Source organism: Saccharococcus thermophilus, assembly GCF_011761475.1.
GTDB lineage: Bacteria > Bacillota > Bacilli > Bacillales > Anoxybacillaceae > Saccharococcus > Saccharococcus thermophilus.
In genome coordinates, this window is record NZ_JAASRS010000001.1 from 469689 (window position 1) to 495708 (window position 26020).

21 protein-coding genes and 5 pseudogenes are annotated in these 26020 nt (G+C 44.4%); 18 read left to right on the forward strand and 8 right to left on the reverse strand.

Translation table 11 applies throughout. The features are described 5' to 3' along the window. Positions 1-117 precede the first annotated feature (117 nt). Positions 118-903: pseudogene (locus BDD39_RS16715) on the forward strand (ISNCY family transposase). 250 nt (positions 904-1153) lie between these two features. Next, positions 1154-2812, forward strand: coding sequence for an IS1634 family transposase (locus BDD39_RS02555; RefSeq protein WP_015863777.1), 1659 nt, complete (start codon positions 1154-1156; stop codon positions 2810-2812). Between the two features lie 195 nt (positions 2813-3007). Here BDD39_RS02555 and BDD39_RS02560 read toward each other — a convergent pair whose 3' ends face one another. The 3 genes from BDD39_RS02560 to BDD39_RS02570 all read right to left on the reverse strand — a co-directional run bounded on the left by BDD39_RS02560 (position 3008) and on the right by BDD39_RS02570 (position 5307). Then, positions 3008-4159 carry an ATP-binding protein gene (locus BDD39_RS02560; protein WP_166907862.1) on the reverse strand — a complete coding sequence of 384 codons (1152 nt, stop codon included), beginning with the start codon at positions 4157-4159 and terminating at the stop codon, positions 3008-3010. Between the two features lie 113 nt (positions 4160-4272). Then, positions 4273-4767 (reverse strand): PAS domain S-box protein, encoded by a 495-nt coding sequence (locus tag BDD39_RS02565; protein ID WP_166907864.1) that lies wholly within the window; start codon positions 4765-4767, stop codon positions 4273-4275. Positions 4768-5082: 315 nt separating this feature from the next. Next, positions 5083-5307: a DUF1128 domain-containing protein gene (locus BDD39_RS02570; RefSeq protein ID WP_166907866.1), complete on the reverse strand. Its 225-nt coding sequence runs from the start codon at positions 5305-5307 to the stop codon at positions 5083-5085. Positions 5308-5412: 105 nt separating this feature from the next. Here BDD39_RS02570 and BDD39_RS02575 point away from each other — a divergent pair, with 105 nt between their 5' ends. The 5 genes and pseudogenes from BDD39_RS02575 to BDD39_RS02595 form a co-directional block, all read left to right on the forward strand. After that, a complete protein-coding gene (locus BDD39_RS02575) occupies positions 5413-5883 on the forward strand; it encodes a low molecular weight protein-tyrosine-phosphatase (RefSeq protein WP_166907868.1) in 471 nt (156 codons plus the stop codon). Between the two features lie 16 nt (positions 5884-5899). Beyond that, entirely contained in the window at positions 5900-6169 is a 270-nt protein-coding gene (locus tag BDD39_RS02580) for a hypothetical protein (protein ID WP_166907870.1), read from the forward strand. 18 nt (positions 6170-6187) lie between these two features. Beyond that, positions 6188-6733, forward strand: a pseudogene (locus tag BDD39_RS02585) (YihY/virulence factor BrkB family protein); the annotation flags it as partial. Positions 6734-6850: 117 nt separating this feature from the next. Next, positions 6851-8032, forward strand: a complete 1182-nt coding sequence (locus BDD39_RS02590; RefSeq protein ID WP_166907872.1) for an IS701 family transposase — start codon at positions 6851-6853, stop codon at positions 8030-8032. A 59-nt stretch (positions 8033-8091) separates the two neighbouring features. Next, a pseudogene (locus BDD39_RS02595) lies at positions 8092-8391 on the forward strand (YihY/virulence factor BrkB family protein); the annotation flags it as partial. A gap of 342 nt (positions 8392-8733) precedes the next feature. On the opposite strand, the gene BDD39_RS02600 reads toward BDD39_RS02595, so the two are convergent. Together BDD39_RS02600 and BDD39_RS02605 are read right to left on the reverse strand one after the other, a co-directional pair. Then, on the reverse strand, positions 8734-8880 hold the full coding sequence (locus BDD39_RS02600) for a BH0509 family protein (protein ID WP_017436077.1): 147 nt from the start codon (positions 8878-8880) through the stop codon (positions 8734-8736). Positions 8881-9001: 121 nt separating this feature from the next. Further along, the gene (locus BDD39_RS02605; protein ID WP_166907874.1) at positions 9002-10144 is read right to left on the reverse strand and encodes an MFS transporter; all 1143 of its coding nucleotides are present in this window, start codon (positions 10142-10144) and stop codon (positions 9002-9004) included. Between the two features lie 167 nt (positions 10145-10311). Between BDD39_RS02605 and cax the strand changes: the two genes are divergently transcribed. Then, positions 10312-11364, forward strand: a complete 1053-nt coding sequence (cax, locus tag BDD39_RS02610) for a calcium/proton exchanger (RefSeq protein WP_166907876.1) — start codon at positions 10312-10314, stop codon at positions 11362-11364. A 238-nt stretch (positions 11365-11602) separates the two neighbouring features. Beyond that, positions 11603-12391: a YfkD famly protein gene (locus tag BDD39_RS02615; RefSeq protein WP_166907878.1), complete on the forward strand. Its 789-nt coding sequence runs from the start codon at positions 11603-11605 to the stop codon at positions 12389-12391. A 26-nt stretch (positions 12392-12417) separates the two neighbouring features. Here the strand turns inward: BDD39_RS02615 and yfkAB are convergent, their stop codons facing one another. Beyond that, entirely contained in the window at positions 12418-13542 is a 1125-nt protein-coding gene (yfkAB, locus tag BDD39_RS02620) for a radical SAM/CxCxxxxC motif protein YfkAB (protein WP_166907880.1), read from the reverse strand. A 288-nt stretch (positions 13543-13830) separates the two neighbouring features. Here yfkAB and BDD39_RS02625 point away from each other — a divergent pair, with 288 nt between their 5' ends. From BDD39_RS02625 to BDD39_RS02635, 3 genes are all read left to right on the forward strand, one after another. Then, complete coding sequence (locus BDD39_RS02625; RefSeq protein WP_166907882.1) at positions 13831-15378, forward strand: fumarate hydratase; 1548 nt, start codon at positions 13831-13833, stop codon at positions 15376-15378. Positions 15379-15498: 120 nt separating this feature from the next. Continuing rightward, on the forward strand, positions 15499-16302 hold the full coding sequence (gene pdaA, locus BDD39_RS02630) for a delta-lactam-biosynthetic de-N-acetylase (RefSeq protein ID WP_166907884.1): 804 nt from the start codon (positions 15499-15501) through the stop codon (positions 16300-16302). 67 nt (positions 16303-16369) lie between these two features. Next, positions 16370-16792, forward strand: a complete 423-nt coding sequence (locus BDD39_RS02635; RefSeq protein WP_243845973.1) for a hypothetical protein — start codon at positions 16370-16372, stop codon at positions 16790-16792. Between the two features lie 52 nt (positions 16793-16844). Here the strand turns inward: BDD39_RS02635 and BDD39_RS02640 are convergent, their stop codons facing one another. Continuing rightward, the gene (locus BDD39_RS02640; RefSeq protein ID WP_081189990.1) at positions 16845-18026 is read right to left on the reverse strand and encodes an IS701 family transposase; all 1182 of its coding nucleotides are present in this window, start codon (positions 18024-18026) and stop codon (positions 16845-16847) included. Between the two features lie 118 nt (positions 18027-18144). Here BDD39_RS02640 and BDD39_RS02645 point away from each other — a divergent pair. The 6 genes and pseudogenes from BDD39_RS02645 to BDD39_RS02670 form a co-directional block, all read left to right on the forward strand. Beyond that, a pseudogene (locus BDD39_RS02645) lies at positions 18145-18606 on the forward strand (DNA-3-methyladenine glycosylase family protein); the annotation flags it as partial. A 14-nt stretch (positions 18607-18620) separates the two neighbouring features. Further along, entirely contained in the window at positions 18621-20000 is a 1380-nt protein-coding gene (gene rlmD / locus BDD39_RS02650) for a 23S rRNA (uracil(1939)-C(5))-methyltransferase RlmD (RefSeq protein ID WP_166907886.1), read from the forward strand. Between the two features lie 870 nt (positions 20001-20870). After that, positions 20871-21797 (forward strand): energy-coupling factor ABC transporter permease, encoded by a 927-nt coding sequence (locus BDD39_RS02655; RefSeq protein WP_166907888.1) that lies wholly within the window; start codon positions 20871-20873, stop codon positions 21795-21797. Between the two features lie 31 nt (positions 21798-21828). Then, complete coding sequence (locus BDD39_RS02660) at positions 21829-23487, forward strand: IS1634 family transposase (RefSeq protein WP_015863777.1); 1659 nt, start codon at positions 21829-21831, stop codon at positions 23485-23487. 134 nt (positions 23488-23621) lie between these two features. Further along, positions 23622-23819: pseudogene (locus BDD39_RS02665) on the forward strand (PDGLE domain-containing protein); the annotation flags it as partial. 64 nt (positions 23820-23883) lie between these two features. Next, on the forward strand, positions 23884-24270 hold the full coding sequence (locus BDD39_RS02670; protein ID WP_243845974.1) for an energy-coupling factor transporter transmembrane protein EcfT: 387 nt from the start codon (positions 23884-23886) through the stop codon (positions 24268-24270). A 150-nt stretch (positions 24271-24420) separates the two neighbouring features. Here the strand turns inward: BDD39_RS02670 and BDD39_RS02675 are convergent, their stop codons facing one another. Then, entirely contained in the window at positions 24421-25611 is a 1191-nt protein-coding gene (locus BDD39_RS02675; protein ID WP_166907890.1) for an ISL3 family transposase, read from the reverse strand. Between the last annotated feature and the right edge of the window lie 409 nt (positions 25612-26020).

The window sequence follows — 26020 nt, forward strand, 5'->3', positions numbered from 1 at the left end:
TTTCTTTTTATAAAAAGCAGTATACTTTTGTATAATATTTCAAAATTTATAATGACTGCACTAACAAATCCCCCCTGGAATTATGACTAAAAATACAATTCCAAGGGGGACACTACCATGATTTCCAATTTAGTTATCGAACATGCAATAATAGCGAAAGTGTCCCACTTTTACAAGCTCTATTTCAGTATATTGGTCGACTTTCTTTAGCAGAAGAATTTTATGTGACAGGTCGTTCGCCTATTTTGAAAAAATGCTATTGAGATGTTCGTTTTTAAATACTTATTTTTCCATTGAGTCCTTGTGTCAGTTAATCAACATATTCAATTGGCTATTTCTGCTGTATTTACGAATTCAATAAAGTTTCATATTTTCTACTTTTTTTCTACTTTTTATGTGTGGGTAAATGGTTTCGAGAAAAAGGATTTACCATTTTTAATGCCCAACTTTTGAATAATTTAGGGACTTAGTATCCCGAAATTGTCATGATTGATAGCATGGCTCTCCAAAGCAGTTTCTATGATTCTCAAGCTAGATGAAGAATTTCCACTCTGTACAACTGGTTGAGAGGTTATAAATTGCATCTTTGTACAAGCGTGGAGGGGATTATTTTGTCTCACGTCTGTATTACTGCGAATTGAAAGTGATCGAACAAGCTAATATCTTTTTCGTTTTGCTGCTCTATTCTCGAATCGTGAAAAGATGCTACGATCGGATGATTCCTTGGTTTTCTAAAGACAGAATTGGGAAAATGGCTGTTTCATTTCCACAACACGATTGAACAGACGTTCAATCAGTTAAAGGTTAAAGAGTGACAGATTAGAACAGCTACATTGGTATGGGTTTAACCGCTATTTACTGCATGTGCAATTATGTATATTTATGCAAACGATAATTTTGTAACACCATCTAATTTGTAAGTTAAGTACTACTCGAATATTATATTAGAATACCGAAAATATTTATAAAAGGAGTCGACTAGTGATTGAAAAAATATCTGTTTGTCGGTAATAGAATCGGAATTTTAAAGTTTATGCTCGAGTCAGGTTATAACTCACATTTCGCACCCTCTCGACGAAAATCGGGAGGATTTTTTCGTTCCGATGTCGAATGAATCCTTGACACACAAGGAACGTAAAGGAGTTTTTCACTTATGAACGTTCAAGTCAAAAAGGTCTATCGCAATTCTTATTTGAATATAATAAGTGCCCTATTCAAGAAACTGGGTCTGCCTCAATTGATTGACCATCTCGTGCCCGTCGATCCGCAGTGCCAAACGCGAGTCAGCGATGCCGTTCAGGCCATCCTCTACAATGTGTTTGACGGCCGGCAAGCCCTTGTTCACTTGGAACATTGGGCTCAGGAGGTCGATTGTGAGAAACTCATCCGTCCCGATCTCCATCCTTCCTGGTTGAACGACGATGCGTTGGCCCGTCATCTCGATCGCCTGTATGAGGCTGGCATTCACAACGTCATCAGCACTTGCTTGATTCATATTTATCGAAAAGAAGGCCTTTCCCTCCGAGCCTTCCACGCCGATACGACGGACAAGACCGTTTACGGCGCGTATGAATCGGCCTCGTTAGAGGCCTTACAAATCACACATGGCTACAACCGCCATCATCGTTGGCAAAAACAGATCGGTTTCGGACTGGTCGGCAACGAGGACGGCATCCCGTTTTACGGCGATGTGCACGATGGCAACCTGCCCGATAAAACATGGAATCCCGAGGTGCTGTCTCGTGTCCATGAACAGCTGAAGCAGGCCAAAATCGAAGACGAATGGATTTACGTGGCCGATTCCGCCGCGATGACGAAAGAGACCCTGGCGCAAACCAAAGCGGCCAACGCCTTTTTGATCACCAGAGGCCCTTCGTCGCTCCGGATCGTGAAAACCGCGCTGGCCGAAGCGGATGCTGAGGACACGACGTGGAGCGATCCCTTTACGTTGGCGGAGAGAAACGGCGCCACGTACCGGGTATGGGAAACGGCCTCGACGTATGAAGGCCACCCCGTTCGGCTGATCGTTGTTGAATCGAGCGCGCTCGACCAGCGAAAAGGAAAGACGCTTGAAAAAGAACGAACCAAAGAAGCGGAGCTTCTTCGCGAGGAACAAGCCCGTTGGGAGCGTCACCCCTTCTCCTGCCGGGAAGATGCCGAACAAGCCTTGGCGTCCCTCAAGGCGTCCCTTCGCCCCCGGTTTCATCGGGTTGAGGCCGCGGTCGAAGAGATCGTACGCCTGAAAAAACGGCGCGGACGGCCGAAAAAAGGGGCGGAACCCGAGGTGGAGACGCTGTATTTCTTGCACCTTGACGTCGAATTCGACCAAGACGCGTGGGAACAGGCGAGACGGAAAGCGTCCCGGTTTGTCCTTGTCACGACCGTTCCGAAGGAATGGAAGGGCCAACCCATGGATGCCCAAGAGATCTTGAAGCTGTATAAAGGGCAGATCTCGGTGGAAATGAACTTCGCTTTTTTGAAAGATCCGTTTTTCACGGATGAGATTTACGTCAAAAAACCAGAACGGGTCGCAGTATTAGGCTATTTGTTTCTGTTGGCCTTGGCTATTTACCGCGTTTTTCAGCGCCGAGTGCGTCAGTTTATTACTCCAGAACACCCGTTGAAGGGTCCTGGAGGCCGCAAGCTGACCCGGCCGACGGGACAGGCGATTTTTCAGCTGTTTCAATATGTGAACGTCGTCCTGTTCAAGCTGCCGGATGGGCGCATCCAACGCTCACTGGATCGCTCCCTTACCCCTGATCAGCGAAGGATTCTGCAGGGATTGGGCATGGATGAGAGCATCTACGTGTAACGTGATACGGAACGACCAGCGATGGTAAAAAAAGGATTGCCATCGCTCGTTGTGTTGGTCAAAAAGTTATTCTGAAAAACTAAATAAAAAATCCTTTGTTTTGACCTTGTTAGGGTGCGAAATGTGAGTAACATGTTAGAGGAATAACGAAATCGGAGAAGAAGAGAAAAGGGCGGCTTGCTATTCCGCCCTTTTCTATGCATGTAAATGGGATGACGAAGAGGTATGTAAAACAGGTGAGGCAGAAACGCGGATTGGCAATATTACTTCGATTGTTGTTCCTTTATTCACTTCACTCATAATCGACATCGTTCCGCCGTGGTCTTCGATAATTTTTTTGCTGATCATCATCCCAAGACCAGTGCCTTTTTCTTTAGTTGTAAAGAATGGATTTCCTATTTTTTCTAGATGTTCTTTTGGAATTCCACAACCTTCGTCGATAAAGCGAATAAGAACGGAATGTTCATCCTTTTTTTGTGCTTCAATGAAAATATGTCCGCCATTTTTCATCGCTTCCATTGCATTTTTTAAGAAATTAATAAATACTTGCTTTAATCCGTTTTCGTCACATTCAATGAGAGGAAGAGATGGATCAGTTTTTGTAATAATTTGGATGTTATGCAAAATACCCTGTGTTTCTAATAAAGTGGTGACATGTTGAAGCAAAACGCCAATATCACTTTTTGTAAATTTGGTTGCTTGTGGTTTTGCCAACACTAATAGTTCGCCTAAAATAAGTTCAATGCGCTGAATTTCTGATTCAATAATGTGAAGGTAAGGTTTTTTCTCGTCAAGTTCGGATTGCAATAGTTGTATAAATCCTTTTATGGCTGTAAGCGGATTGCGAATTTCATGGGCGATCCCAGCCGCTAGCTGGCCGGCAACTGAGAGCTTTTCCGATGTTCGAATGAATTCTTCTGTTTTTTGTTTCTCGGTAATATCGGTGAACGTCAATACTCCGCCAACAACGGCCCCATTTTCCAAAATAGGTGTTACCGTATAGGAAACAGGGAAATAGGTACCATCTTTTTTCCAAAAAATATCTTCACAAATATGATACGTTTTCCCATCATGAATGGCGCGATCAATTGGACATTCACCAAAAGAGTAAGGAGTTCCATCTTTTTTCGTGTGGTGAATGATCGCATGCGATGTTTTTCCAATGACTTCTTCCGCTTTATATCCCGTCATTCGTTCTGCGGCTGGATTCCAGAAAACGATATTTTGATGTTGATCGATCCCGCAAACTCCTTCCGCGATAGAATTTAATATGAGTGTATGTTTATAATATAAGTGTTCCAGCTCTTTTCGGAATCGATTGAGTTCCGTAAGGTTTTGGATAATCACATAAATTCCTTTTAAGCGATTGCCACGAATCAATGGGACGGTTTTGATATGTATATCAATAATTTTTTTATTTTTATGCCATGCTTGTAAATCACATTCATAAGTTTCTCCTTTTAATGTTCGTTCAAATATTTTTTTGCTTTTTCAATTTGGTCTGGGACGATAAGCTGGGTAAAATGTTTGCCAATATATTCGCTAGGTTTGTATCCAGCATTTTTTTCCACTGCAGGGTTACCAGATAGAAATACCCCATTTATGTCTAACAGAAAGATCATATCAGGATGTTGGAAAAAGAGACATTTATCATATTGTTTATTTTCTTTTAATAAGTGTCTAATGGTAAGTGCGATCGTTGTAACACATAAGGCGCTGAGCACAGCAGCGATAGGGTTAAACAAAACGTTTGTCTTTTTCGACATATGGAGCGTGTCTAATGAAAGGAGGAAATGTATTGACCAAGATGCAAGACTGATGATGCATATGCCCGCTACGATGTAAATAGGGTGTGTACGGTTGAATAGTATTTTCAGTAATGTGTAGGAAATGATAGCAGTAATGAAGAACAACAAAATGATAAATAATGAGTGATCAATACTGCCATAAAACATTTTTTTCTCCTCTCCGACCTCAAAACAAAAATATGTATAAATTCATAGTTGGTTTAGTTCTATCTCTAGTCTAGTTTAAATTATACGAAAATAAAGACAAATTGAGTAGAACCAAATGAACCTCTTACCTATATTTCGTTGAGAGACGGTAGTTTCTTACCACTTCCATCGAAGAAGCTTCTGCGCAGAAGAAGGCGGCCTCCTTCCACTCGATGCCTGCATCGTTTGTTTAAAGGATGGGAACCCCCATCCTCCAATCAAATGAAAATATACACAAAGAAGAATGGGCTGTACATCGCTTAAAGACGGTGCCCTTTATTTTTTGCGCAAGTTTCCTAACTCCTCGGCGATTGCCTGCATCTCGCTTGGGCTGAACGTATTTTTTCTCATCACCATTTCATAAATGTCTTTTAACTCATCATACCAATCCTCAGAGAAGTGGGAAGGTTTAATCGCCTCAAAATTTAATACTTTTAGCTTTTCTTTTATTTTTTCCACCATGTACTCTACGTTTTCTGCCGACTTTTTGGATAAATCCATTTTTTTGCTCCTTCCTTTGTAAAGTTTACATGTATTGTAACACATAGAGGAATACATTGCGCTAATATTTTTGTATATAATGGGGTCGAAGGGAGATGTGAAACAATGGTAAAAGTATTATTTGTTTGCTTAGGGAATATTTGCCGTTCTCCAATGGCGGAGGCGATTTTTCGACATTTAGTAAAAGAGAGAGGATTGGAAGGAAAAATCATCGTTGATTCAGCAGGAACAGGGAATTGGCATGTTGGTGAACCGCCACATGAAGGGACACGGACGATATTAAAGAAAAATAACATCGATTTTTCAGGAATTCGCGCTCGGCAAATTTGCAAAGAGGATTTGCAAGCGTTTGATTACATTATTGCCATGGATGCGGAAAATGTCGGGAATCTGCGGCGATTAGCTGGATATGATCAAACAGGCTTTATTGGCCGGCTTCTTGATTTTGTTCCAGATAGTGAAATGGCTGATATACCTGATCCGTATTACACAGGGAATTTTACAGAAGTATATGAGCTTATCCGAAAAGGGTGCGAACATTTATTAGAAACGATTATAAAAGAGAAAAAACTTTAAAAAGGGGGAACAATAAGTGAAGAGAAGAAATGTATGGAAAGGTGTGGTGATTGGAGCGGCAGCAGGAGCTGCATTTTCCTTACTGTTCAAAAAGGAAGAGAAACAAGACCGCCTTTCATTTCCAATGAAGCTTAAACAATGGCGCCAATCAATAGAAGAGATGGAAGAAGATGTAGGGTTTATTATGAAAAAAATAAAAGATATTGCAGAAAAAACGCCGGAAGTTATCGAAATTGCAAAAGAAGTATATAACTGGAAAAAGGATGATCGTCCCCGAATAAAATAATGAAAGGGGAAACGATAAATGATAATCAATTTAATGTTTATTCGTGAAATGGTGCGGCGTTTTCAAGAGGATGAAATTCCTCGCCTATCAGCGGAATTAGCTTATTATTTTCTCCTTTCCCTGTTTCCATTTCTTATTTTTTTATTTACATTACTTGCCTATTTACCAATTCCACATGAAGATATTCTTTCGGTAGTACGCCAATATGCTCCAAAAGAAGCACTTCATTTAATTGAGGCAAGCATTCATCGAGTGATGGGGTACCAAAACGGGAAATTGTTATCGTTTAGTATTATCGGTGCGATTTGGTCAGCCTCGAACGGAATGAATGCGATTGTCCGGGCGTTTAACCGCGCCTATGATGTCGAGGAAAATCGTCCCTTTTTTATCGCTCGTGGGGTATCTGTATTACTTACAATCGGGATGATTTTTGTCATTATCGTCGCTTTAGTTTTACCCGTATTCGGCAAAATGATAGGACTATTTTTATTTTCTGCATTTGGTTTTTCCAAAACGTTTTTAACGGTTTGGAATGCGTTGCGTTGGGTCATTAGTTCATTACTGTAGATGAGCAAATTCGCTAACATAAATTTACAACCAAACAAAAAAAGAGACATGAACCCGATTCCTTGATTAGAATAGATGTGTCACCAAAACTATTCACAAGGAGGTTCATGTCTCATGAATAGATTAGCACATCATCAAGGAATCCACAAGTTTTTCACGATGTTGGGGTTGGCCCTTTATTTTTCAAAACCTGTCATGAAGCATCTCGTTCATATCGTGGATGCGCTGACCACCAAAGGATTTGCGGGAACATTGACCGATCTTCATCATTGGAGCTTTCATCCGAACCACCGCACGACACTCAGCCATTTTTTCACGAAAAGCCCTTGGGATGAAGAGACGCTGCTTCGCAAACTTCAACAGTGGATGCTTCGTCGTGTCGAACGCATCGCCAAACAGGAGAGTCAACCCCTTTTTGTTTCGATCGATGATACGATTTGCCAAAAAACCAAGCCTTCGTCACAGGCAACGCACGCCATTCAAGGGTGTGATTGGCACTATTCTCACACAGAGAAAAAGTCGATCTGGGGACATTCTCTCGTTTGGCTCATGGTTCATACGATGACCCAGGCTTTTCCCTTTGCGTTCCGCCTCTACGACAAGGCGGCTGGGAAAAGCAAGGGGGAACTCGCGATCGAGATGCTTTCTTCTTTGGATGTACACCGTCCTGTTTATGTGCTGATGGACTCTTGGTATCCATCGCAAACGCTCGTGGAAGCTTGTCTGAAAAAGGGATTCCACGTAATCGCAATGCTCAAGGCCAATCGGCTTCTTTATCCAAAAGGCATTGCGGTTCAGGTGAGGGAGTTTGCCCGCTACATCGAACCGAAAGACACTCACCTCGTCACGGTGGGAGAAGAGCGTTATCGGGTTTATCGCTACGAAGGCTCTCTCAAAGGTCTCGATGATGCCGTGGTGCTGCTCGCTTGGAAAGCCGATCAGCCGATGACATCGGAACATCTTCACTGCGTCTTGAGCACCGACCGGGATCTAAGCGATGAAGAGATCTTGCGCTACTATGCCCAGCGTTGGTCGATCGAATGTTTTTTCCGTCAAGCGAAAGACCAGCTGAAACTCGATGGATACCGCGTTCGCGGACGTCGGGCGGTGAAACGCTACTGGATCTTGGTGCAGCTTGCTTACGTGTACAGCATGTTCGAGTCGAACAGCGATTTTTCTGATGGGCTCGATCTTCTGCGCAAGAGAAAAGGACATAGCCTCGTGGAGTTCATTTACCGTGCAGCGAAACAAAATATTCCCATTGATACCGTGAAAAAACAGCTCCACGTGGCATAAGGGGTACCCTGTTTGTCTCTTTTACATGGTAATTATTGTAATTAAAATTGCTCAACTACAGTTCATTAATTTTGTTTGTTGTGTTTACTGCATTGTATTATTTTGCGCCAAATAAGAAACTGCGTTGTGCAAATGTCGTCCGCGGTGCAACCTTCGCGACGGTTGGTTGGATTATCACGTCGCTCGCTTTTTCTTACTATGTCAACAATTTTGTGTATTATACCGCGATGTACGGAAGTCTTGGTGGAATGATTATTTTAATGGTGTGGTTTTATTTATCAGGGATGATTATTGTGTTAGGCGGAGAAATGAACGCGATTTTTGATTGCGAGCGGGAAGGAAGAAGACGAGAGCGTTAATGATGCATAAACTTCCTTTCATAAACAGAAGCAGTGGGGAAATAGTAACGATTGTAAGGGGGATTACTGAGGATGAGAGGGGGATTTCCATGACCAAACATACAAAAAAAGACGGAGGCACCAAACAAAAAGGAAAAAATAAGCCGAAGCATAAAACAAGCAGCAGTGCTAATGGCCAAAACGGGTATCATTAGCATGGAAAGCAGGACGGTTTTGACAAAAAAGGTTCTCGCGAAGGCGAGAACCTTTTTGCACTTACTTTTGGGATTCTTGGTGAGGATTTTTCGATGATGGACGAAGTCGATGAGATGAAAATAAAGGACGGTCCAGCAGCGGCTCTGTTTACTCGGCGATTTCTTCGTGATTGTAGTAGTACAGTTCGTAAATATACTCGATTTCCGCATCCGTCATATACGCAAGCTGTTCTTTTGTAATCCCTCTCACTTTCTCAATAAATTCGATCATATTTTTCCGTTCTGCTCTAATCATAAACAAACACTCCTCTTCATGTTTACTCTGTTTTAAAACAGAATGTTTATTTGTTGGTATTATTATATAACAGAACAAAGAAAAAGGTCAATAATTTTTTGAAAAATAAAAAAGAAGAAGATCAATCGCTCTGCTTCATTGGCTGCTTTGAAAGCATGATAAGAAAAAGAAGAAAGAGAAGGCTGCACATCATAAAGAAAAAGCTGTGATTGGTGCCGATCTGAATCGCTAGGCCGGTCGTAAACGGGCCGGTCATGCTGCCAAGGCTGTATAGCATGCCGCATAGCAAATTCCCGGCGGGAAGCAGCTCTTTCGGCAACAAGTCGGCCATATAGGCGATGCCAAGGGAAAACAAAGAGCCAACAAACATACCGGCAATAAAAAAGCAAATGGCAATCGCAATGAGGGAATGATGGAACAGATAAGCGCTAAAAAAGCTGGCGCTGCCGATAAACAAGGCAGCGGCAATCACCCGTTTCCGCGGGAAGCGGTCACTTAATGCCCCGAGCGGCAGCTGGAATGCGATTCCTCCAAATGAGAAGGCGGGCAAAATAAACGCTACATGTTCTACCGTAATATGTTCCCGTAAAGCGTACACCGGAAAAATCGTATGGATCGTTGCTTCTAAAAAACCGTAAGTAAGCGGAAGCAGTAAGGCCATCCATGCGTATTTCCACACATGGAGCAAACGTTGAGCAACATTCGTCGAATCCGATCGTTGCCATTCCTTTGGCTGTTCATTTTGCAGGAAAAAGACACCGCACCAGCTGACAAGACTAAATAGCGATGATAAGTAAAAAGGCAGCGATTCGTGCAAGGAAGCGAGGGATGCCAGCAGTGGCCCTGCTGAGAAACCGATGCCAAAAGAGAATCCGTATAAGGAAAGATTACGCCCGCGCCGTTCTGGCGGCGAAAAATCAGTAATCCATGTTTGTGTGGCAAAATGAAGCATATGGTCGCCAATTCCAACGCAAAGGCGCAAGAAAAACCAAAGAAAAAATGAATGAAAAACTGGAAATAAAGCGAGGGATAATATTACAATAAAACCACCAAGGAGAATCATAGGACGATATCCATATTTGCGCAGCGGTTTTTCCAAAAACGGCGAGATGAATAAAACACCAATGTACAGCGCCGCTGCGTGCATACCATTGACCGAAGAAGAAACGCCATGCTTTTCAAGCAACATCGAAAGCAATGGCAGCAGCATCCCTTGCGAAAGGCCGGAAATGGCAACAATGGTGATTAAAATCCAAAAGCGCATCGTGTTTACCTCGTTTCCGAACATAAGTATCCGTATTCATGGTACATAGGATGCATGCGTAAGGCAAGCCAAAAAATGATGAAGAAAAAATCGCTCGTTTTTTCTTATACTAACGGTTTCATAATTTATTGGACAAACGTCAGAGGAGAAAGGTGGAGAAGTGGAAAATGAATAAAGTATTTGCGCTGATGGCATGGGTTGGCATTCCATTATCTGTCGCGGGGAGTTTCCTCCATTGGCCGGAGGTGATGATGTTTGCGGTCTATTGCTTGACGATTATTGCGCTTGCCAGCTATATGGGTCGCGCTACGGAAAGTTTGGCGATTGTGGCCGGCCCGCGCATAGGCGGCCTGTTGAATGCGACGTTTGGCAACGCGGTGGAGCTCATCATTTCCATTTTCGCGTTAAAAGCGGGGCTCGTGGAAGTAGTGCTTGCTTCCCTCACCGGTTCGGTGCTCGGCAATTTACTGTTAGTCGCAGGGTTGTCCTTTTTTATTGGTGGTTTGAAGTACAAACGGCAGGAATTTAACATATATGATGCCCGCCATAACGCGGGACTGCTTACGTTTGCCATTTTGGTAGCGTTTGTCATTCCTGAAGTGTTTACGATGAACATGTCCCATCAAAACAAGCTGGCGCTTAGCGTCGGCATTTCGATCATTATGGTGATTTTGTACTTAGCTGCCTTATACTTTAAGCTTGTCACGCATCGCGGCGTCTATCAGCAAAAATCGGATACCGTAGAGGAACATGAGGAACCGGAATGGACGAAAGGAAAATCGATTTTGATTTTAGCGTTGGCCACAGTTGCGGTGGCCTACATATCGGAAAGGCTTGTTCATACGTTTGAAACGGTGGCAAAATCGTTCGGCTGGAGCGAATTGTTTATCGGGATTATTGTTGTCGCCATCGTCGGCAATGCGGCGGAACATGCTTCTGCTGTTATTATGGCATATAAAAACAAAATGAACGTTGCGGTCGAAATCGCGGTCGGTTCCACTTTGCAAATCGCGATGTTTGTGGCGCCGGTGCTTGTGTTGGTTTCCCTGCTTTTTCCGGAGAAGATGCCGCTTGTTTTTTCGCTTCCGGAATTGATTGCCATGGTGACATCGGTGTTGCTCATGATTATCCTCTCTAACGACGGGGATACGAACTGGTTTGAAGGGGCAACATTGATTGCCGCTTATACGATTATGGGAATTGGATTTTATTTGCTTTAGTGGGAGATAAAAAAGAGGCTCTGCTTGGTTGCAGAGCCTTTTCCATTTGACAAAACATACATAGCAGGAGGAAAAACATATGCAGAATGTCATGAACAAATTAGCGCAATATTAGTATACCATTTTATTATAAATTTATAAATATTCTGAACAAAAATAATAAATTTTTCTATGCGGATAAACTTATTTTTTGGGAAGAAAATAACAGTGAAGATAGTAATGGAAAGGAGTTAATAGGATGAAAAAATGGAGTCTCTCCCTTTTTATTAGCGTATTGATCATATATGCAGCCGCTTTTACCGCTGATGCCGTTTCGAAACCGATGCAGCCAAGCACGGTGGTGGATATTACAAAAGAAAATACGTACCCAAATCCAGCGCAAGATTTGCCGCACCTAGAGCCAAGCAAGTTCACAAAGGAGCTCCTTCGTTCAGCTAACGTAAAAATTGAAAACCCAGAATTGATTCATCTTCTTAACGAATCTTCTGTTTCGAGCACGCCATTTGCGATCGGGTACCGGGCGACGATTTATTTAGGCCAATGGCCGCTCAATTATCAGTCATTCGAAACGTCAACGAATTGGGAATATCAAAAAGTCAATACGAATTTTCTCGATAACCGCGGCGGGAATGCTTCACAAAGACTGTACTATAAACAGGAAACACAAAAACATGTACGCGGCGGGCTGACGGCGCAAATTCCAAACGAAGAAGCGGTGCAAAAAATGATGCTAAATAAGGCGATGGAAAAGACGAATTTACCGTTAGCGTTTAGTACGGTAGTAGGGATTGGAACGAAAAAAGATAAACCATATCAAGTGCCGGCGAAAAAGATCGGCTATTTATATGCATATGCGCCAGCGGTCAATGAAAAAGGAAAAGTAACGTACGGCGAAGTGTATATCGTGCTAAAAGGCAATAAAAAGAAAATTGTCGTGAAAAACGTAACGACGCGTGGTGTTGGCGCATGGATTCCTGTTCAAGACCGCCTTTATTTTTCATACATTGTCAGCGAGCAGCCAAGATAAAACGTCAAGGGGAGACCCTTGACGTTTTATTTTTTGATCCGCGCTTTCCGTTTTGTAAAATCGACATCTTTATAATAAGCGTTTTTGACGAGCACGTTTGGTCCTAGGCATTGAGCGGCTGGGCAATGGCAGAGCAGCTGTTTAGCAAGCGAAGATTTCCGCCATTTTTCGTATGCTTCAAGCAGCGTATGATGCTTGATGTTGCCAAGTGCCGGCTCGTCGCCGAAATCGGTGACGATGATATCGCCGGTAAAAATGTTGACATTTAGGCGCGACCGTCCGTCCGGATCGTTGCGGACCGTGACGTTTTTGCTTGCGTAAAGCCGTTGTAATAATGCTAAGTCCTCTTCGTTGCTGCTGCAAGGATAAAACGGCAGTGTTCCAAACAGCATCCATACATTTTCATTGCGAATATCCAAAAGGTGATGGATCGCCTGACGCAATTCATCTAAACTTAACGCCTCGAGCGCGCTAGCGAAATCGCTCGGGTACATCGGGTGGATTTCATGGCGCTTGCACTGCATTTCCTCAACCACTTGCCGATGAATCGCTTCTAAATGAGGGACGGTCCGTTTGTTTAGCATGGTTTCTGCGGAAACCATTACTCCCACCCTCGCCAATGCTTTTGCGTTATCGAGCATGTGTTGAAAATACTTTTCGCGTTGGGCGATGCTTGGCTTGCGCTCCATCATCGCAAACCCGCCCTCGATAAAATCTTCGATCGTTCCCCAGTTATGGGAGATATGCAAGACGTCCAAATAAGGAATAATTTTTTCATAGCGCTCTAAATCAAGCGTCAAATTAGAGTTGAGCTGTGTCCGCACCCCGCGCTCGCGGGCGTATTTTAACAGGGGAACGACGTAGTCGTTTACCGATTTCAACGATAGCATTGGCTCGCCGCCGGTGATGCTCAACGAACGCAAATGCGGGATTTCCTCGAGCCGCTTGATAAGCAAGTCAAGCGGGAGTGCCTTCGGATCTTTCGTTGTCAGTGTGTAGCCGACAGCGCAATGTTCACAGCGCATATTGCATAATGTAGTTGTGGTGAATTCCACATTTGTCAACTGAAGTTCTCCGTATTGTTCGACATCCAAATACGCTTCCCACGGATCAAAGGATGGGGTAATCGGTTGAAGTGTAAGTGAATTCATAGCCTTCTCCTCTTCCTTCATCGAAGTTGCGTCCCGTCATTCATTTTAAGAAATAACAAATCTCGTTTTTCCTTAAAATTAACTTATTTATCATTGTACGGGAATATGTAAAATTCCGCTAGAAAGGAACAGGAAATAAAAGTATTAAAAATAAGTGGAATTTTACGAATAAATAATATGGTAACAACTTTTTGTTTTTACACAAGAGAGTGAAAAGGAGTATAATAAATAAAGATTGTAGTGATAGCCAACTACATAGGACGACCAAAAGGGGAAGGGGCGTTGAACATGGAACAGTTCCAACAGAGCATGTATCAACTTATCGTGGAAACGTCCACGAAACTGCCAAAGGACGTGCGTCGAGCGATCGCTCGGGCAAAAGCGCGGGAAAATGCGGGAACGCGCGCGGCGATGGCGCTGACGACGATTGCCGGCAACATCAAAATGGCGGAAGAAAATGTGTCGCCAATCTGTCAAGATACCGGGCTGCCGACATTTAAAATTAAAGTGCCGGTCGGCGTCAACCAAATTAAAATGAAGGAAGCAATTTATGCCGCGGTAGTGCAGGCGACAAAAGACGGCAAGCTCCGTCCGAACTCCGTTGATTCGCTAACCGGCAAAAACAGCGGCGACAACCTTGGCGTTGGCATACCGGTTATTAAATTTGAACAATGGGAAAACGATTACATTGATGTCCGTCTTATTTTAAAAGGCGGCGGCTGTGAAAACAAAAACATTCAGTACAGCCTGCCTTGCGAGCTAGAAGGTCTTGGCCGCGCCGGCCGCGATTTAGACGGCATCCGCAAATGTATTTTGCACGCGGTATACCAAGCACAAGGACAAGGATGCAGCGCTGGGTTTATCGGTGTCGGCATCGGCGGCGACCGCGCTTCCGGTTATGAACTGGCGAAAGACCAGCTTTTCCGTTCCGTCGACGATATCAATCCGAATGAAGATTTGCGCCGTTTAGAAGAATATATTATGGAAAACGCCAATAAGCTTGGTATCGGCACAATGGGATTTGGCGGCGAATCGACGCTGTTAGGCTGTAAAATCGGCGTGATGCACCGCATTCCGGCCAGCTTCTTCGTGTCTGTCGCCTATAACTGCTGGGCGTTCCGCCGCCTTGGCGTAAAAATTGATCCAGCGACCGGCGAGATTATCGAATGGCTGTATCAGGAAGGCGAAGACGTCGACTTTGAAAAAGAGCTGGAAAAAGCGGAAACAGCCGCGACAGCGGAGCTTGGCGAAGTGCGCGAAATTGTACTCGAGCCGCCGATTACAGAAGAGCAAATCCGCCAGCTGAAAGTCGGCGATGTCGTGCGCATTAACGGCGTTATTTATACCGGCCGCGACGCGATTCATAAATATTTAATGGATCATGATGCGCCTGTCGATCTGAACGGACAAATTATTTACCACTGCGGTCCGGTGATGCTGAAAGATGAGAACGGCAATTGGCAAGTTAAAGCGGCAGGTCCGACAACAAGCATTCGCGAGGAGCCTTATCAAGGCGACATTATGAAAAAATTCGGTGTCCGCGCGGTCATCGGCAAAGGGGGAATGGGCGCGAAAACGCTGCAAGCCCTAAAAGAACACGGCGGCGTCTATTTGAACGCGATCGGCGGCGCGGCGCAATATTATGCGGACTGTATTAAGTCGGTAGAAGGAGTCGATTTATTGGAATTCGGCATTCCAGAAGCAATGTGGCACTTGCGCGTCGAAAACTTTACCGCCGTCGTCACGATGGACTCTCACGGCAACAGCCTGCATGAAGATGTAGAAAAATCGTCATTAGAAAAACTCGCGCAATTTAAAGAGCCAGTTTTTAAATAAGAAAAGCATATCACCGTCAGCTAGATGCTGGCGGTGATTTTTTATGCAAAAAATGGCGCGGTTAAAGCGGCAATGGTGGAAAAAACTAATGGTTAGCAGCACGACAAGGAGGAAAGACGGATGAAAAAATGGACAATATGGCTGTTTATATGTGTCGTCATCTTATCGTTTGTTCCTGCTCCCGCTGAAGCCGTAAGCAATAAAGCGATTCATTGGGGGTTTAAGCGAAGCGAGAACCACGAGCCTCCTTCCGCGGGAAAAGAGCTGGATCAACTGCTTGCCAAATATGACGCATTTTATTTAGGAAATCCAAACAAAAAAGAAATTTATTTAACGTTTGATAACGGCTATGAAAACGGCTATACAGCGAAAATTTTAGATGTCTTAAAAGAAAAAAAAGTGCCGGCGACGTTTTTTGTTACGGGGCACTATTTAAATACGGCTCCTGATTTAGTAAAACGAATGGCAAAAGAAGGGCATATTGTCGGCAATCACTCATGGCATCATCCTGATTTGACGCAAGTGAGCAATGAAAAGCTGCGAGAGGAATTGGAATCTGTCCGTAAAAAAACGGAAGAGCTGACGGGGCAAAAAGGAATGATGTATCTTCGCCCACCAAGAGGGATTTTCAGCGAACGGACGATGGCGGTCGCCCGCAAGCTTGGTTATTACCATGTGTTTTGGTCGCTTGCGTTTGTTGATTGGCAGACGAACAATCAAAAAGGGTGGAAGTACGCATACGATAACATTATGAAACAAATTCATCCAGGCGCGATTTTATTGCTTCATACTGTCTCGAAAGATAACGCCGACGCCTTGGCGAAAGTGATTGACGATTTGCGCAAGCAAGGCTACACGTTTAAAAGCCTTGATGATCTGATGGTCGAAAAAATGAATTTGCATCCATGGCTTTTTACCCCTTGAAAGTTTTGTTCAAAGGGGTATTTTTCGTTATAATGTGGGTATTAACGATGGCAAAAAGGTGATAGTTATGTGGCAACAGCGAGTTGAGGTCGCCCCTCCGTATGATTTTTCCCACGCGCTGGAGCGGCTTGCGCTCGATCCTCTTACATCGGTGGATATAGCGCAACAGAAAGTCATTGTTCCGTTTTATGTTCAACAGATCCCGGCCGCTGTTACGGTCGAAAGCATTGGGACAAAGGATAAGCCGAGTTTTCTTGTCACGGCGCCATATCCAGAACGAAAAAATGAAATTATGGAGCGGATTTCCCATCTATTTCAATGGAATACGCCGCTTGCTCCGATTCATGAACATTTTCAGCGGACCGAATTACAACCGCTTTTTGCTGAATATCAAGGAATGCCGCTTATTTTAGATTTTGACCTTTATTTTTGTTTAATGAAATGTCTCATTCACCAGCAATTGCATTTGAAAGTTGCTTACTGTAGTTGAGCAATTTTCATTACAATAATTACCATGTAAAAAGAGACAAACGGAGTACCCCTTATGCCACATGAAGCTGTTTTTTAACGACATCAATGGGAATATCTTGTTTGGCTGCATCGTAAATAAACTCCACGAGGCTATGTCCTTTCTTCTTTCGAAGGAAGTCAAGCCCGGTAGAGAAATCGCTGTTGGATTCGACCATACTGTACACATAAGCGAGTTGCACCAAGATCCAATACCGTTTCACCGCCCGACGTTGACGAACGCGGTACCCATCGAGCTTCAGCTGGTCTTTCGCTTGTCGAAAAAAGCATTCGATCGACCAACGCTGGGCATAGTAGCGCAAGATCTCTTCATCGCTTAGCTCCCGGTCGGTGCTCAAGACGCAGTGAAGATGTTCAGGTGTCATCGGCTGATCGGCTTTCCAAGCCAACAACACAACGGCATCATCGAGACCTTTCAGCGCTCCCTCGTAGCGATACACGCGATAACGCTCTTCTCCCACCGTGACGAGATGGGTGTCTTCCGGTTCGATGTAGCGTGCAAACTGCTTGGCTTGGATCGCAATGCCTTTTGGATAGAGAACCCGATTCGTCTTGAGCATCGCAATGACGTGGAATCCTTTTTTCAGGCAGGCTTCCACGAGTGTTTTCGATGGGTACCAAGAATCCATCAGCACATAAACAGAACCGTGCACATCCAAAGAAGAAAGCATCTCGATGGCCCATTGACCCTTGCTTTTCCCATCCGCCTTGTCGTAGAGGCGAAACGCAAAGGGAAAGGCTTGCGTCATCGTATGAACCATGAGCCAGACGAGAGAGTGTCCCCAAATCGACTTTTTGTCCGCGTGAGAATAATGCCAATTACACCCTTCAATAGCGTGTTTCGCCTGTGACGAAGGCTTCGTTTTTCGGCAGATCGTATCATCGATCGAAACAAAAATGGGGTGATTCTCTCGCTTGGCCGTTCGTTCCACATGACGAAGCATCCACTGCTGGAGTTTGCGAAGCAAGATTTCTTCATCCCAAGGGCTTTTCGTGAAAAAATGGCTCAGTGTCGTTCGATGGTTGGGATGAAAGCTCTCGTGATGCAGATCGGTCAAGGTTCCCGCAAATCCTTTCGTTGTCAGCGCATCGATAATATGAATGAGATGCTTCATGACCGGCTTAGAGAAATAAAGGGCCAGCCCCAACATTGCGAAAAACTTGTCGATTCCTTGGTGATGTGGTAGTCTATTCATGAGACATGAACCTCCTTGAGAATGGTTTGGTGACACATCTATTCTAATCAAGGAATCGGGTTCATGTCTCCTTTTTTGTATGGATGTAAATTTATGTTAGTGAATTTGCTCATCTACAGTTGCTTATCGCCTGACAGAGCGGTTTGTGAAAACGTTCGGAACGCAAATCGATGGCGTCTGGTTTTATCCGCGTCCGGAAGACATTGCCGCTCTTTCCTATGATGAACTGAAACAGTTGCAGTTAAGCGGACGAAAAGCGGAATATATCATTGATACATCACGGCTTATTGCCGAAGGGAAGCTTTCATTAGAGGAACTTGCGCACAAAAGCGAGGCGGAAGTGATGGAAGCATTGTTATCGATTCGCGGCATCGGGCCATGGACGGTGCAAAATTTTCTTCTGTTCGGGCTTGGGAAACCGAACGTGTTTCCAAAAGCAGATATCGGTTTGCAGCGGGCGATCCAGCGGCTGCTCGGCCTTTCACAAAAGCCGTCGATAAAACAAATGGAAGAGCTAAGCAAGCGCTGGGAGCCGTATTTAAGCTATGCGTCCTTATATTTATGGAGAAGCATCGAATAGAGGAGTGGCAAACAATGACGAAGCAGACAATCACCATCAAGAAAGGGCAACAGTTTCCGCTCACGATCAAACGGCTTGGCATTAACGGGGAAGGAGTCGGCTATTTTAAAAAGCAAGTGGTGTTTGTCCCCGGAGCGCTTCCTGGGGAGGAAGTCGTTGTAGAGGCGACGAATATTCATCCGAAATACGCGGAAGCGAAAATCAAAAAAATTCGCAAGCGCTCCCCGTACCGCGTCACACCAAGATGCCCTGTTTACGAGCAATGCGGCGGCTGCCAGTTGCAACATCTTGATTACGAAGCGCAGCTTCGCGAAAAGCGTGATATCGTCATTCAGGCGCTCGAGCGGCATTGCCGGCTGCCGGTGGAAACGCTGTCGATTCGCCCGACGATCGGGATGGATGACCCGTGGCATTACCGCAATAAAAGCCAGTTTCAAGTCGGTATCCAAAAAGGGGAGGTCATCGCCGGTTTGTATGGATTGAACTCTCATCGATTAATCGATATTCCCGAATGCGTCATCCAACACCCGGCCACAAACCGCGTTACCAACATCGTGAAAATGATTTTACAAGATTTGCGGATTCCGATTTACAATGAACGGACACAAACAGGGCTTGTCCGTACAATTGTCGCAAGAGTCGGCTTTCATACAGGAGACGTCCAGCTCGTGCTTATTACCACAAAAAAAGAAATTCCGCGCAAAGAGCTGCTCATCGCTGAAATCAAGCGCCGTCTCCCTGAAGTAAAGTCGATCGTGCAAAATATTAACGGAGAAAAAACATCGCTTATTTTTGGGGAAGAATCGCTGCTTTTAGAAGGAGAAGAATACATTCAAGAAGTGTTAGGGGATTTATCGTTTGAACTGTCGGCGCGGGCGTTTTTCCAGTTAAACCCGATTCAAACGGTCAAATTGTACGATGAAGTGAAGCGCGCCGCCGCTTTAACAGGAACGGAAAAAGTCGTCGATGCTTATTGCGGCGTCGGCACGATCGGGCTTTGGCTCGCCAAAGACGCCCGAGAAGTGCGCGGCATGGACGTCATTCCAGAAGCGATTGAAGATGCCAAGAAAAACGCGAAAAAACATGGGTTTGCCAATACGATGTACGTCGTTGGCAAAGCGGAAACGCTGCTTCCAAAATGGGTGAAGGAAGGCTGGAAGCCGGACGTCATCGTTGTCGACCCGCCACGCACGGGATGTGACAACGAGCTGCTGCAAACAATTCTCCGCGTCCAGCCGAAAACGGTCGTGTACGTCTCCTGCAACCCGTCCAGCCTCGCGCGCGATATCGATATGCTTGCAGAGCGTTATCATGTCGACTACATCCAGCCGGTCGATATGTTTCCGCATACGGCGCATGTGGAAAGTGTGGCGCGATTAGCGTTAAAGACGTAGAGCGTAAATAAACTCTTGCCAAAATAAAGTGGTGCAAAAGGGCAGGGGAAAGGGTTTAGGGGAAAAGGAGGAATCGTTTTCCCACAAGCCTTTTCCCTTTTTTTATGCCAAAAGATTATTTGAACAAAAATAAAGTTTTGGCAGAAAAAATCGAAGCAAAAATCGAAAAAATGAGCGATTCGTAAATGACTTTAATATGAATGGTAGAATGCGGGGTGGGGAAGGGTTGGATAGCAAGGGATTATTATGACTGAACAAAGGCACATCGCGTCCTGCGAAGTTGAAAGTTGCTAACCGACGAAAATCCTGTAACATAACGTTCACTTGACCATTCTTGATAAGCAGTGATACGCTCGACTTGGAATAGAAACCATGGTTTCTCCAACAATAGGGTTATTTTAATTTTTTGTAAAGTCCTGCGGTAATATGTCAAATACCAAAATCAAAGGAATTGGAAATTCTAATCCTCAAAAGTTCTAAAAAGGGCAATACTAAAGAAATCTAGTAAAATTTATGCCCCCAGCGCGCTTGTTGATCGATCACTTCCATGAGCTACCTGGAAGCTGCCACTTTCAGCAAGGGTTGCCAGAGGGAACAGTCTGCGGGTTAGAAGTTCAAACAAGAGATGGGGAAACATACTTTACTTTAATAGTAGTCAAAGCTACAGGAGAGATAAGGATTTCCCCAAATGATCGTAAGACCATTATCTAGAGACATCACGAAAAGTACGCCCCTAAAGATGAGATTTTTCAGATAGTGGGGCTAGCCTCCACTATCTGAACGAATCCTATGAAGTTATCAAAGAACAAAAATCTAACTGGAATTACCTTGAAAGCGGATTCAAAAAATACTATGCGAGGAGTGAATATTATGCACATGGCTGATGCCTTGATTTCACCAGCTGTTGGTGGAACTATGCTGGCAGCCACTACTGGAGTTGCAGCTTATTCAATCAAAAAACTCCAGAATGAGATGGATGAAAAGAAAATTCCTTTAATGGGGGTTATGGGGGCATTTGTTTTTGCAACACAAATGATTAATTTTTCAATACCGGGTACTGGTTCAAGCGGACACCTCGGGGGAGGAATGTTGCTTGCAATATTATTGGGCCCTTATGCTGGATTTTTGACGATGGCTTCAATTTTGTTGATACAAGCATTGTTCTTTGGTGACGGCGGATTGCTTGCTTATGGCTGCAACGTATTTAATCTTGGTTTTTATACCTGTTTTATAGCATACCCTTTAATATATAAATGGTTTATACGTAAAGGGGTTACTTCCAAAAGGATTTTTGCAGGTTCAATGGCTTCAGCGCTGGTTGCTCTCCAATTGGGTGCTTTTAGCGTTGTCCTTGAGACTCTTTTATCAGGAAAGACCGAATTGCCTTTTGGAAAATTCGTACTGCTGATGCTGCCGATACATCTTGCAATTGGGATAGTTGAAGGGCTGGTAACCGCAGCAATTGTTACTTTCGTATGGAGAGCCAGACCTGAAATTTTGGAAAAGGCAGTGAATGGGGAAGCCCTTGGCAATATATCCATGAAGAAAGTATTGACAGGCCTTTCCATCGCAGTAGTTGTGGTTGGCGGTTTGTTTTCTTGGTTTGCTTCCGCAAATCCTGACGGCCTGGAATGGTCTATCGAAAAAATAGCAGGTACGACAGAACTGAAAGCTCCTGATGGCATTCATAAAATACTCTCTGAAATTCAAAGCAAAACAGCATTATTACTCACATTTCGCACCCTCTCGACGAAAATCGGGAGGATTTTTTCGTTCCGATGTCGAATGAATCCTTGACACACAAGGAACGTAAAGGAGTTTTTCACTTATGAACGTTCAAGTCAAAAAGGTCTATCGCAATTCTTATTTGAATATAATAAGTGCCCTATTCAAGAAACTGGGTCTGCCTCAATTGATTGACCATCTCGTGCCCGTCGATCCGCAGTGCCAAACGCGAGTCAGCGATGCCGTTCAGGCCATCCTCTACAATGTGTTTGACGGCCGGCAAGCCCTTGTTCACTTGGAACATTGGGCTCAGGAGGTCGATTGTGAGAAACTCATCCGTCCCGATCTCCATCCTTCCTGGTTGAACGACGATGCGTTGGCCCGTCATCTCGATCGCCTGTATGAGGCTGGCATTCACAACGTCATCAGCACTTGCTTGATTCATATTTATCGAAAAGAAGGCCTTTCCCTCCGAGCCTTCCACGCCGATACGACGGACAAGACCGTTTACGGCGCGTATGAATCGGCCTCGTTAGAGGCCTTACAAATCACACATGGCTACAACCGCCATCATCGTTGGCAAAAACAGATCGGTTTCGGACTGGTCGGCAACGAGGACGGCATCCCGTTTTACGGCGATGTGCACGATGGCAACCTGCCCGATAAAACATGGAATCCCGAGGTGCTGTCTCGTGTCCATGAACAGCTGAAGCAGGCCAAAATCGAAGACGAATGGATTTACGTGGCCGATTCCGCCGCGATGACGAAAGAGACCCTGGCGCAAACCAAAGCGGCCAACGCCTTTTTGATCACCAGAGGCCCTTCGTCGCTCCGGATCGTGAAAACCGCGCTGGCCGAAGCGGATGCTGAGGACACGACGTGGAGCGATCCCTTTACGTTGGCGGAGAGAAACGGCGCCACGTACCGGGTATGGGAAACGGCCTCGACGTATGAAGGCCACCCCGTTCGGCTGATCGTTGTTGAATCGAGCGCGCTCGACCAGCGAAAAGGAAAGACGCTTGAAAAAGAACGAACCAAAGAAGCGGAGCTTCTTCGCGAGGAACAAGCCCGTTGGGAGCGTCACCCCTTCTCCTGCCGGGAAGATGCCGAACAAGCCTTGGCGTCCCTCAAGGCGTCCCTTCGCCCCCGGTTTCATCGGGTTGAGGCCGCGGTCGAAGAGATCGTACGCCTGAAAAAACGGCGCGGACGGCCGAAAAAAGGGGCGGAACCCGAGGTGGAGACGCTGTATTTCTTGCACCTTGACGTCGAATTCGACCAAGACGCGTGGGAACAGGCGAGACGGAAAGCGTCCCGGTTTGTCCTTGTCACGACCGTTCCGAAGGAATGGAAGGGCCAACCCATGGATGCCCAAGAGATCTTGAAGCTGTATAAAGGGCAGATCTCGGTGGAAATGAACTTCGCTTTTTTGAAAGATCCGTTTTTCACGGATGAGATTTACGTCAAAAAACCAGAACGGGTCGCAGTATTAGGCTATTTGTTTCTGTTGGCCTTGGCTATTTACCGCGTTTTTCAGCGCCGAGTGCGTCAGTTTATTACTCCAGAACACCCGTTGAAGGGTCCTGGAGGCCGCAAGCTGACCCGGCCGACGGGACAGGCGATTTTTCAGCTGTTTCAATATGTGAACGTCGTCCTGTTCAAGCTGCCGGATGGGCGCATCCAACGCTCACTGGATCGCTCCCTTACCCCTGATCAGCGAAGGATTCTGCAGGGATTGGGCATGGATGAGAGCATCTACGTGTAACGTGATACGGAACGACCAGCGATGGTAAAAAAAGGATTGCCATCGCTCGTTGTGTTGGTCAAAAAGTTATTCTGAAAAACTAAATAAAAAATCCTTTGTTTTGACCTTGTTAGGGTGCGAAATGTGAGTTATTACCTGATTATAACTTTAAGACAAATAAAGGTGAAAATAAAGAAAAAACAGCTGCACAAGCTGAAAATGCGTGGCCTGCTGTTAGTGTCGGAACAAGTGTTTCGGGTATAGTAGGAGGAGCATTGACCCTTGCACTGGCCGTATTTACGGGTTGGATCATCATTGTGGTTAAAAGGAAAAAGAGAAAAATTACCATTTAATTGTTTAATTATTTTTATGACGATGTAAAAAACTACCTTTAGTTTTTAAGAGGAATTGATTTAAATGGCGAACATGATAAATTCAATATCTAATATAAGGCTTCTGGATGACCTGGCGCGGAAAGAGACCTTTATACACAGAATTCATCCACTAATAAAGCTGTTGATCACAGTCGTTTATTTGACTGTGGTTGTGTCATTTGGAAGATATGAAATAAGCGGTCTTTTGCCTTTTATTTTTTATCCTATACTAATTTTTGCCTTTGCAGAGATACCAATTGCGCCAATTCTAAAAATGATATTGCTTATTGAGCCTTTAATCATCGGAATTGGAATATTAAATCCATTGTTTGATCATTCTAAAGTGATGCTTGGTGGAATTGCTGTTTCAAGAGGATGGGTTACTTTTTTAGGGTCTTCACCATTTTCTGTGATTTCTACTCAATCCTAGAAACATGTTAGCTGGATGAAATAGGTTCATCAGTCAGTATCCTTCTTCCGCATACAGACCACGAAGTTGGTAGAATGGAAACAGTCAAGTGCTTTCCTTGACGGGTTCCATTCTACCAACTATCATACCGATAGCGGAAGAAGGGAGCGCTTAAGCAGCCTGACTACCTGTAGTGTTCCCTGTACACTCCAGAAATACACGCAAACGAAACCGTTCTAGATTTCGATAGCCATATGCCCGGCGTTTGATGTTTTTGATCTTGTGATTCGTCCCCTCGATCCGGGCATTTGTATATGGGCACAAAAAGTAGGAAAGAATAGGCTCCTTCCACCTTTCAAGCGTGTTGGCTGCTTCCTGAAAAGAAGCAAAAGGGCTCTGTTTGGCTAACTTAATCCATTCTTCCAAGCGTTCCTTTGCTTCGTTATATCCATCGGTTCGGTAAAAATCCCGAAACAACTCTTTCAGATAATAAGCAATGGAAAGTGCCGGATACTCCTCCAAGATATCGTCTAATCGAAGCCGTTGGTCCTTACGAAGCTTTTCACATCCTTTTAAGAGAAGATATCGAGCCTTTTTCAATGGAGAAAATTCCTTTCTTGCTTGATCCAAGGCTTGTGTCACTTTTTGAACCACATGGTACTTATCGATGACAATCGAAGCAGATGGAAACAGGGCACGAACCGCCTTATGATAAGGTTCCCACATGTCAAGAATCACCGTTTGGACCATTTCTTTCGACAGGACATTTTGGCTCAACAAGTTGATGGCGGAGTCACATTGGCGATCGGCATGCATTCCCATGACCGATCCGGCTTTGGCATCCATCAATACGGTTTCATACTGATGTCCCTTTTTTACCGCGATTTCATCTAAGCTAAGCACCATCCCTTCCTGAAAAGATGCCCCCTTTGCTGCTTGGCGCTCTTTTGCTTTTTTCGATGCGATGGAGTAATAGATGCGTTCCAATGTCGTATATGGGATGCGGTGCTTTCGGCTAACCTCTTGAATGGTGGAGCCTTCACAAAGTTCATACAAGTACTCACAAAATCGATTGGTGTAGTGTTGATTGGGTGGAATCGATTCCAAAGAGGCGGAAAACACTTGGGAACAATTCCAGCACCGATAGCGCTTTACCTTTACGAACAAGTACACCGGTTGATGGAAAATCGCCAAATCCCGTACTTTTCTTGTCCGTCTGTCGTGGACAGAGGAAGTGGCAAACCCACAATGAGGGCAACGTTCCTGTGTCTCTGTTTTCTCTACATGAATCGCATAACCATAGGAAAGAAGTTCTTGTTTAATAACTTTAAATTCTGGCAATCCTAGTGGTATAGAAAGCACTTACGAGACCTCCTTAATGTTTATTTCACCGCTAACATTATTGCCAGGATCTCGTCAGTGCTTTCTCTTTTTTGTCACTAAATCACAAAATTTGGTGATGAACCATAAAATATAAATACAATCCTGCAAGTCAAATTACAATCCCTATCATTACGTTAATTTCTCCCTTTTTATTATGTTATTTCTCTCTATTTCTTTTGTGGCCAATAGCAACAATTTTTTAGAAAAGAGCCATGAAAAAAGAGTTACCAAACCGCGTCCTTTCCCCGATGTTAGCGGGGAAAGGACGCTTCGTTTTTCTTAACAGTGGCTGTGATAGTGAAAAAGTCTGCATCAATAGTGTGAAATCTGCTTTACATCCGATTGTTGATGTGCGGTTAGGCAGTTATATAATTTGCTAATAAGGTAA